This is a genomic window from Geobacillus sp. ZGt-1 (genome assembly GCF_001026865.1).
GTDB lineage: Bacteria > Bacillota > Bacilli > Bacillales > Anoxybacillaceae > Geobacillus > Geobacillus thermoleovorans.
The window spans coordinates 79,405-87,598 of the sequence record NZ_LDPD01000023.1; the positions used below are offsets into that span (position 1 = coordinate 79,405).

Annotated in this window: 10 protein-coding genes; 1 reads left to right on the forward strand and 9 read right to left on the reverse strand. The window is 56.2% G+C overall.

Annotated elements, in window-relative coordinates; genetic code table 11:
• From VU18_RS19940 to VU18_RS09115, 8 genes are all read right to left on the reverse strand, one after another.
• Positions 1-264: 3-methyl-2-oxobutanoate hydroxymethyltransferase (locus tag VU18_RS19940; protein ID WP_047758197.1), on the reverse strand; the 264-nt coding region annotated here is incomplete at its 3' end.
• Positions 265-530: 266 nt separating this feature from the next.
• On the reverse strand, positions 531-1,520 hold the full coding sequence (locus tag VU18_RS09085) for a bifunctional biotin--[acetyl-CoA-carboxylase] synthetase/biotin operon repressor (RefSeq protein ID WP_021322195.1): 990 nt from the start codon (positions 1,518-1,520) through the stop codon (positions 531-533).
• Complete coding sequence (locus VU18_RS09090) at positions 1,478-2,692, reverse strand: CCA tRNA nucleotidyltransferase (RefSeq protein ID WP_014196193.1); 1,215 nt, start codon at positions 2,690-2,692, stop codon at positions 1,478-1,480. Before VU18_RS09090 ends, VU18_RS09085 begins: the two co-directional genes overlap by 43 nt.
• Positions 2,689-3,825 carry an N-acetyl-alpha-D-glucosaminyl L-malate synthase BshA gene (gene bshA / locus VU18_RS09095; protein ID WP_011231667.1) on the reverse strand — a complete coding sequence of 379 codons (1,137 nt, stop codon included), beginning with the start codon at positions 3,823-3,825 and terminating at the stop codon, positions 2,689-2,691. The genes VU18_RS09090 and bshA overlap by 4 nt, the downstream gene beginning before the upstream one ends.
• Positions 3,822-4,532, reverse strand: a complete 711-nt coding sequence (gene bshB1, locus VU18_RS09100) for a bacillithiol biosynthesis deacetylase BshB1 (protein ID WP_014196194.1) — start codon at positions 4,530-4,532, stop codon at positions 3,822-3,824. The genes bshA and bshB1 overlap by 4 nt, the downstream gene beginning before the upstream one ends.
• A gap of 5 nt (positions 4,533-4,537) precedes the next feature.
• Positions 4,538-4,972, reverse strand: a complete 435-nt coding sequence (locus tag VU18_RS09105) for a methylglyoxal synthase (protein ID WP_013144914.1) — start codon at positions 4,970-4,972, stop codon at positions 4,538-4,540.
• Positions 4,973-5,003: 31 nt separating this feature from the next.
• On the reverse strand, positions 5,004-5,801 hold the full coding sequence (gene dapB, locus VU18_RS09110) for a 4-hydroxy-tetrahydrodipicolinate reductase (RefSeq protein WP_014196195.1): 798 nt from the start codon (positions 5,799-5,801) through the stop codon (positions 5,004-5,006).
• On the reverse strand, positions 5,798-6,133 hold the full coding sequence (locus tag VU18_RS09115; protein ID WP_011231671.1) for a nucleotide pyrophosphohydrolase: 336 nt from the start codon (positions 6,131-6,133) through the stop codon (positions 5,798-5,800). Before VU18_RS09115 ends, dapB begins: the two co-directional genes overlap by 4 nt.
• 159 nt (positions 6,134-6,292) lie before the next feature.
• Between VU18_RS09115 and VU18_RS09120 the strand changes: the two genes are divergently transcribed.
• Positions 6,293-7,165, forward strand: coding sequence for a YitT family protein (locus tag VU18_RS09120; protein WP_011231672.1), 873 nt, complete (start codon positions 6,293-6,295; stop codon positions 7,163-7,165).
• A gap of 137 nt (positions 7,166-7,302) precedes the next feature.
• On the opposite strand, the gene ypjB is transcribed toward VU18_RS09120, so the two are convergent.
• The gene (gene ypjB, locus VU18_RS09125) at positions 7,303-8,091 is read right to left on the reverse strand and encodes a sporulation protein YpjB (RefSeq protein WP_015375261.1); all 789 of its coding nucleotides are present in this window, start codon (positions 8,089-8,091) and stop codon (positions 7,303-7,305) included.
• Positions 8,092-8,194: the final 103 nt, after the last annotated feature.

Sequence of the window (8,194 nt, forward strand, 5' to 3'; positions counted from 1 at the left end):
GTACGACATAAACGGCATATCGGTGACAATAAACGTGTTCGGCGCACCGCGGCGAACCGCCTTCGTATGGTGGATCATATCATCGACCGTCACCGGGATCGTTGAATCATACCCGAGCACAACCATGCCGAGCGAATCGCCGACCAAAATCATGTCGACGCCGGCTTGCTCGGCAAGCTTCGCGGACGGAAAATCGTAGGCGGTCACCATCACGATCGGCTCGCCCGCCTGCTTCATGTGGAAAAAATCGGTTTTCGCTTTCATTTTCGTTCCCTCCTCTTTGACTGCAGAGGAGATGAACCGCCCGAAACAAAACGTCCTTCTTTCCCGCCTTGAGAAAGAAGGACGCCATAAAACCGCCGTCGGTTTCGTTCATCCCTCTGTCCTAGTCCTTCAAAAAAGGATCAAGGCAGATCATTTCCTTCACCTATTCGTGCTGTCGGCCTCGGTGCAGTTCTTCTTGCGAAAGATACTGCCCTTTTCCTCGCTTTGTATTTTAACAAAATTGTTACAATTTTTCTAGTGGCAAATTAGAACTGAATATCGGCAGAATGGATGTAATGGATGTTCTTTTGCTCATCTTCAAGGATGAGCAGCCCGTCGTCAGTGATGCCGCGGGCGATGCCGCGAATCACGCCGTTCAGCGTTCTCGCTGTCACCGCCTTGCCGATCGAAACGGCGTACCCTTCCCAAAGAAGCTTAATCGGACGGAAGCCATGCGCCAAATATTGCTCATACAGCCGCTCAAGCCGGAACAAAATTTCTTGAATGAGCGGGGCGCGCTTTACGGGCCCGCCCTTTTCAATGGCCAGCGATGTCGCGATGGCCCGGATATCCTCCGGAAACTGCTCGATCGTTTGGTTGACGTTGATGCCGATGCCGATGATGACCGAATGGACGCGGTCAGGGTCGGCTTGCAGCTCCGTTAAAATGCCGACGCACTTTCTGCCGTCAAGCAAAATGTCATTCGGCCATTTAATGTCTGGGACAAGCCCGGTCACTTCCTGAATCGCCTGGCTGACGGCCACCGCGGCAAGCAGTGTCAGCTGCGGCGCCCGCTGCGGCGGGATGGCCGGCCGCAAAATGAGGCTCATCCAAATGCCCGTCCCTTTTGGGGAAAACCATTTCCGATCCAAACGCCCGCGCCCAGCCTTTTGCTCTTCCGCGACGACGAGCGTTCCTTCCGGCGCCCCTTCATACGCGAGCCTTGCCGCAATGCGCTGCGTCGAATCGACTTCGTCAAAAAAGTGGATCGTGTGGCCAAGTTTTTCCGTTTTTAAGCCGAGCTGGATTTCGTTGGCCGTCACTTTATCCGGCGTGCTGATAATCCGGTAGCCAAGGCGGCGCACTGCTTCGAGTTCAAATCCTTCTTTGCGCAGCTCCTCGATATGCTTCCATACCGCCGCCCGCGAACAGCCGAGCTGTTCGCTGATTTTTTGCCCGGACAAAAACTCGCCGTTCGCTTCGGCAAACAACTCTAACAGTTTTTTTCGTGTGTCCGATTGCGCTCCATGAGCCATGCGTAAATCCGCTCCTTCTCATTTTCGACTTCGCTGCTGACGACCGCCCGCCAGATGGCATCCAGCGTCTCTTTCACCCACGGACCGGCCGGTTTTCCAGCCCAGCGAATGACGTCTTTCCCGTTGACGGCAAGCTCCCCTTTCGTTTTGATCGGCAGCGCCGCAAAGCGGCGGCGGAGCTCCTCATGATGAGGTTCAGACGGCGCGCCGCAAAGCGCGGCGCGCACCGCTTCAACCGATAGCGCTCGCTCGAGGCCGGCCAAAAACAACTGTTCGTTCGTCCACGCCTCCGGCCTAGGGACATCATCGAGCGCCGCCAAAATGGCGCCAGCTTCATCGATTACTTTGTTGGGAAGCTTCCAGGCGCGCAAAAACGGACGAATGTCTTTGACATCAAGCGCGCGGCAAAGAAGCGCCCAGCGCTCTTCGCGCTTTGTAAGCCACGGCCAGCGAAAGGCGGCGGCCGAGCGCAGCAGCTGCTCTTTTTCGGCCAGCCCAGGCAAATAAGCGAACAGCCCGGTATCGGCCAACAGCGGCAGCGCTTCGGCAACGAACGGACCGGCGAGCAGTTTTTCCATTTCCATGGTCATCCGTTCGACAGAAATGTGGGCCATAAGCGGTGCGTTTTGGACGATCGCCCGCTTCGTGTCCTCAGCAAGGGCAAATCCAAGTTGGCTGACGAAGCGAACAGCCCGCATCATGCGGAGCGCATCTTCGCGAAACCGTTCGTCCGCCGCCCCGACCGTGCAAATGAGCCGCCGCTCGATCGCCTCTTGTCCGCCAAACGGATCAATGATCGTTCCGCGTTCATCCATGGCGATGGCGTTCATCGTGAAATCGCGGCGCTTTAAGTCTTCCTCAAGCGAACGAACGAACGTCACCGACTCCGGACGGCGATGGTCTTCATAATCGCCGTCCGTGCGGAATGTCGTCACTTCGTACGCCGTTCCTTCATGCACGACGACGACCGTGCCGTGTTTCGAACCGACGTCGATCGTTTTCGGAAACAAGCGCATCACTTCTTCCGGCAGAGCGCTTGTCGCGATATCGACGTCGCCGATCGCACGCCCGATCAACAAGTCGCGCACCGCGCCGCCGACAAAATACGCCTCATAGCCATGCCGCTTCAATTGTCGGATAATGCCGAGCGCCTGTTCAAACGGCGGTTTCATCGTTTCACCTTCCTTGCCGCAAGCGAAGCGTACAGCTGTTCATACTGGCCGACGATGTCGGCCGAGCGGAACTTGCGCTCGACCGTTTGCACCGCCTGTCTTGCCATCTCAGCGTGCAACCGGCAGTCTGTCAACAGCGCCATCGCCTGTCTTGCCGCCTCTTTGACATCGCCAAGCGGGCATAAAAACCCGGTTTTCCCATCCTCAATCACTTCCGGAATCCCGCCGATGGCCGTGCCGATGCACGGAACGCCGCACGCCATCGCTTCAAGCAATACGAGCCCGAAGCTTTCTTTTTCCGACAAAAGCATCATCACATCACTGATCGAATACAGCTCTTCGAGTTTATCCTGTTTTCCTAAAAAGCGGACATCATCTTGCAGCCCAAGCTCTTTCACAAGCCGGCAGACGACGGTCATTTCCGGACCGTCGCCGACAAGCAAGAGCTTGGCTGGCACGTGCCGGCGCACGATGGCAAACGCTCTCACTACATCAGGCACACGCTTCACTTTCCGGAAATTCGAGACATGGATCACAACTCGTTCATCGTCGCGAATGCCGTACTCGCGCCGTAAATGGCCCGCTTCCCGGCGACGGTAGACGCGTTCATCGACAAAATTGTAGACGGTATGGATCGTCGCTTGCACATCGAGCAGTTCATACGTCTGCCGGGCAAGGGCGTCAGACACCGCCGTAACGATATCCGACTGCTCGATGCCAAATTTGATCATATCGGAAAGCGACGGATCATAGCCTAACACGGTGATATCCGTGCCGTGCAGCGTCGTGATGATCGGCAGCTCGCCGACCATTTGCCGCGCCAACACCGCACAGACGGCATGAGGAACGGCGTAATGGGCATGAAGCACATCGAGCCGTTCCCGCTTTGCCACCTCAGCAATTTTGCTTGCCAATGCCAAATCGTACGGCGGGTATTGAAAGACGGAATATTGGTTGACACTGACTTCATGATAATAAATGTTGCCGTACACTTTATTCAAACGAAACGGCATGCTCGATGAGATAAAGTGAATCTCATGCCCCCGCTCCGCCAGCAGCTTGCCAAGCTCAGTGGCGACCACTCCGGAGCCCCCGACCGTCGGATAGCAAACAATCCCGATTTTCAGCTTCATCGCTCCTCCTCAAACAAATTGGAAAGATGAATCGGCGTTTTCGTCAAAAACCCTTCCGCATACGCCGCGCCGATTTGTTGACCGAACCAGCGCTCGCGGCTTTCAATCATCTCGATGTAGCCGTTGGTCAGCGGGGTGTCAACCGAGCCAGGCCGTTTTTGAAACTGGCTTTCGTACGCGCGCAGGCTGTCCAGCTTGTCATCGATCGTTTCGCTAATATCGATGAGAAAATGCGGGCGGCAAAAGGCATTGATCATATAATAATACACCGCCCGAACGCGGTGCGCATCGCCAAGCTCTCCGGCGCCATAGCGGCGGATGCCGGCGGAAAAGACCGCTTCCTCGACAAGGCGGGCGCATCGCCCGTGATCCGGATGTCGATCTTCCCAATAGGGGGCGAATACAAGGCGCGGCCGGCAGCGGCGGATGACCGCTGTGATCTGGCGGATCGCCTCTTCCTCGACATAAAGGCCGCGGTCAGGCAGCCCAAGATTGAACCGCTCGGATACACCGAGCCGGCGGGCCGCCTCGGCCGCCTCTCTCTGCCGCTCGTCGACCGTGCCGTTGGACGACAGCTCGGCTTGCGTCAAGTCGCAAATGACAATACGGTACCCACGGCGTACGTATTTGGCGATCGTCCCTCCCATGCCGATTTCGACATCATCCGGATGGGCGCCGAACGCCAACAAGTCACACGTTTCCATCATCGCTGTCACCTTTCTGTTTTCGATTCCTCCCCGCCTTTTGTTCGGCCGCGCACAATGCTGCGCCATGCCAAATCGCCGCGCTCCAACGCGCGGATGAGCAGCTCGGCCGTGCCGATGTTCGTCGCCAACGGCACGGCATAGACGTCGCAAAGCCGCATCAATGCGCTGATGTCCGGCTCATGCGGCTGGGCGGTGAGCGGATCGCGGAAAAAAATGACCAGATCCATTTCATTGCGGGCGATCATCGCCCCGATTTCTTGGTCGCCTCCGTACGGCCCCGATTGGAAGCGATGAACGGGAAGACCGGTCGCCTCCTGGATGCGCAAGCCGGTCGTGCCGGTGGCGTACAATTCATGGTTTGCAAGCACAGGCGCATAGGCGGTCGCAAATGCGACCATCTCTGCCTTTTTTTGGTCATGGGCAATTAACGCGATTTTCATTCCATTCTCCCCCGTTTGCGCAGTTTGCACACTATTCCAAAATATGCTCCAGCCCATAGACAAGCGTATGTAAATGCATCACCGTTTCCACTGCCAGCTTCACCCCGGACATAAACGAGCGGCGGTCGAACGAATCGTGGCGGATCGTCAACGTCTGGCCGTTGCCGCCGAAAATCACTTCTTGATGAGCGACAAAGCCCGGCAGACGGACGCTGTGGATCGGGATGCCGTCGTAAGCGGCGCCGCGCGCGCCAGCAAGCGTTTCCTTTTCGTTCGGGTGGCCTTGCTTTTTCGACGGTCGCACTTCGGCAATGAGCTGCGCCGTCTTCAATGCCGTTCCGGACGGTGCGTCAAGCTTTTGATCATGGTGCAATTCAATGATTTCCACATCAGTGAAATATTTGGCCGCCATGCGGGCGAATTTCATCATCAACACCGCTCCGACGGCAAAGTTCGGCGCGATGATGGCGCCGATTTCTTTCTCTTCCGCCAGCTTGGTGAGCCGCTCGATATCTTCCGGCGTAAATCCAGTCGTGCCGACGACCGGACGAACGCCGTAACGCAGCGCCAGCTCGGTGTGCCGCTTTCCGGCTTCCGGCGTTGTCAAATCGATCAATACATCCGGCTTCACCTCCGCAAAACAGCGGGCCGCATCGGTGTAAATCGGGGCGTTGACGCCGGAAAATCGGTCGATCTCCGCTAAATTTTGTCCATCGTAACGGCGGTCGATGACCGCAGCCAGTTCAAAGTGATCGGTTTGCTGCACGAGCGCAACCGCTTCTCGGCCCATGCGGCCGCGCGGCCCCGCGATGACAATGCGAATCGTCATGATCCTTCCTCCTTCCGCGTCCAGCGGTCGCGGTCGCGGGTGCGAAACTTGTCCATCACCCGGTCGTGCGCCGCCTGCAAATCAATGCCGAGCGAATTGGCGAAGCAAATGAGCACAAACAGCAAATCGCCCAGCTCTTCTTCCACCGTTTTTTCTTGTTCGGTCGCCTTTTTCGGTTTTTCCCCGTAGTAATGGTTCACCTCGCGCGCCAGCTCGCCGAGCTCTTCCGTCAGCCGCGCCAGCATGGCGAGCGGGCTGAAATAGCCTTCTTTGAATTGACTGATATAGTCATCCACTTCCTGTTGCATTTGTTTCATCGTTTTCTCCTGCATGGCTTGTCACCTCGTCTGTTTTCATGTTAGCGAAAAGCGGCGCATTTGACAAATGTTTTCGCCCGCTGTCAATCCGCCCGTTTTCGCTCGTCATTGCCTATATGGACAAGTTCCTCTATAATTAAGGGCGCCGACTATTTTTGCGGACGGAGGGACGGTATGATTTTTGGACTAAAGATCAAAAACTGCCTGTTTATTTTGCTTGGCGCCGCTATTTTCGCCTTCGGGCTCGTTCATTTCAACATGCAAAACAATTTGGCGGAAGGCGGGTTTACCGGCATTACGCTTCTTCTTTATTTTTTGTTCGGACTGGATCCAGCGATCACCAACTTGGCGCTCAACATTCCGCTCTTTTTCATCGGCTGGAAGCTGCTCGGCCGCCAAACGTTTCTCTATACCGTCATCGGCACGGTCGCCGTTTCCGTCTTTTTGTCCATCTTTCAACGCTACATGATTCATATGCCGCTTCGACATGACATGACGCTCGCCGCCTTGTTTGCCGGCGTCTTTATCGGCGTCGGCCTCGGCATTATTTTCCGCTACGGCGGCACAACCGGAGGCGTCGATATTATCGCGCGCCTCGTCCATAAATATAAAGGCATCAGCATGGGCAAAACGATGTTTGCCTTTGACGCCACCGTCATCACATTGTCGCTTCTTCTTTACCTGTCATACCGCGAGGCGATGTATACGTTGGTCGCCGTCTTTATCGCCGCCCGGGTCATTGATTTTCTGCAGGAAGGCGGCTATGCGGCAAAAGGGGCGACCATCATCTCAGAAAAAAGCGAAGAGATCGCCAACCGGATCTTGACAGAGATGGAGCGCGGCGTCACCGTGCTGAAAGGGCGCGGCTCGTATACGAAGCGCGACCGCGACGTCTTGTATTGCGTCGTCGCCAAAAACGAACTGCCGCGCTTAAAAAGTGTCATTATATCCGTTGATCCGCATGCGTTCGTCGCCGTCACCGATGTGCATGATGTGCTCGGCGAAGGGTTTACGCTCGATGAACAAAAGCGGCCGCTGGAACCATGAAAAGCCGCTGGCGCGAAAGCCCAACCGGGACAAGCCCGGCAAGCGCCGCTTGAAAGTGCCGGGGCGGTGCTTGCACAAAGCGACGGGAAAACAAAAAAGAGGGGGAAACGTTTCCCCCTCGCAAAAAGCGCCGGTGCTTAGTCTTCCGGCTGCCGCGCCCGCTTCTCTTCCTTTTCTCCTTTGTACTTCCGCCAGCCAACGTACGTCAGCGTCAACACGATCACTCCGCCAGTGGAAATCATCACCCAAATCAGCGACGGATCAGCTTCGTCCTTTTTCACCCCGGCAAACAGCGCTTCAAGATCTTGACGCGCATCGGCAAGTTGCTCGCGCTGCTCGTCTTCGCCGCGTTGCCAAAACGCGGCGGCCTGCAACGCCTCAAGATCATCATCGACCTTTGTCGCGATATCCGGCGGCACGTCGATTTTCACACTCGGCTCGATCAATGTATAGCGGTCAAGCAACTGGCGGAGGGCAGCGGCATACGCTTTCTGCTCGCCTTGTTGTGCCGCCTTTTCGACCGCGGCAAACGCCTCCATGACAGCCGGCTCCATCTCCGTCCAAAGCGGCTGGTATGTCGAATGGATGGCGTCAACAACAAGGCGAAACTGGGTGATCGCCGCCACTTTGTCTTCCGCGGAGATCGGCGCCGTCATCGCCTTGACTGCCTGCTCATGCGTCACGGTCACCGCCCGCAATTCATCGGCCGATTTCAACCGTTCTTTTGCCCCAAGGGCGAAAAACCGCTTGGAAAAATAGCGGAGCACTTCTTTTGCTTCGGCAAAACGACCGTTTTTCGCCAATTGCAGCGCCTCGTCGGAAATATCGTCCAACTGCTCCCAACCGTTTGTTTGTCCAGCCGCGCCAATGGGCGCTGGCCATAAAAAGGCGAGCGACAACAACATGGCTAGCCCGATTCGCTTCATCATCGTCCCTCCCTCATCCACTAGTACAATGTATGAAGGAGTGGACAAGAGTAGACCAGGCAACTGCTATATAGATGCAATTCGAAGCTTTACCATTTGCAGC

What these genes read in the sequence shown, in the direction of transcription:
- VU18_RS09105 (WP_013144914.1), bottom strand. Translation starts at nt 4,972, where the DNA reads ATGAAAATCGCGTTAATTGCCCATGACCAAAAAAAGGCAGAGATGGTC.
- bshA (WP_011231667.1), bottom strand. Translation starts at nt 3,825, where the DNA reads ATGAAGCTGAAAATCGGGATTGTTTGCTATCCGACGGTCGGGGGCTCC.
- bshB1 (WP_014196194.1), bottom strand. Translation starts at nt 4,532, where the DNA reads ATGATGGAAACGTGTGACTTGTTGGCGTTCGGCGCCCATCCGGATGAT.
- VU18_RS09115 (WP_011231671.1), bottom strand. Translation starts at nt 6,133, where the DNA reads ATGCAGGAGAAAACGATGAAACAAATGCAACAGGAAGTGGATGACTAT.
- VU18_RS09085 (WP_021322195.1), bottom strand. Translation starts at nt 1,520, where the DNA reads ATGGCTCATGGAGCGCAATCGGACACACGAAAAAAACTGTTAGAGTTG.
- ypjB (WP_015375261.1), bottom strand. Translation starts at nt 8,091, where the DNA reads ATGAAGCGAATCGGGCTAGCCATGTTGTTGTCGCTCGCCTTTTTATGG.
- VU18_RS09090 (WP_014196193.1), bottom strand. Translation starts at nt 2,692, where the DNA reads ATGAAACCGCCGTTTGAACAGGCGCTCGGCATTATCCGACAATTGAAG.
- VU18_RS09120 (WP_011231672.1), top strand. Translation starts at nt 6,293, where the DNA reads ATGATTTTTGGACTAAAGATCAAAAACTGCCTGTTTATTTTGCTTGGC.
- dapB (WP_014196195.1), bottom strand. Translation starts at nt 5,801, where the DNA reads ATGACGATTCGCATTGTCATCGCGGGGCCGCGCGGCCGCATGGGCCGA.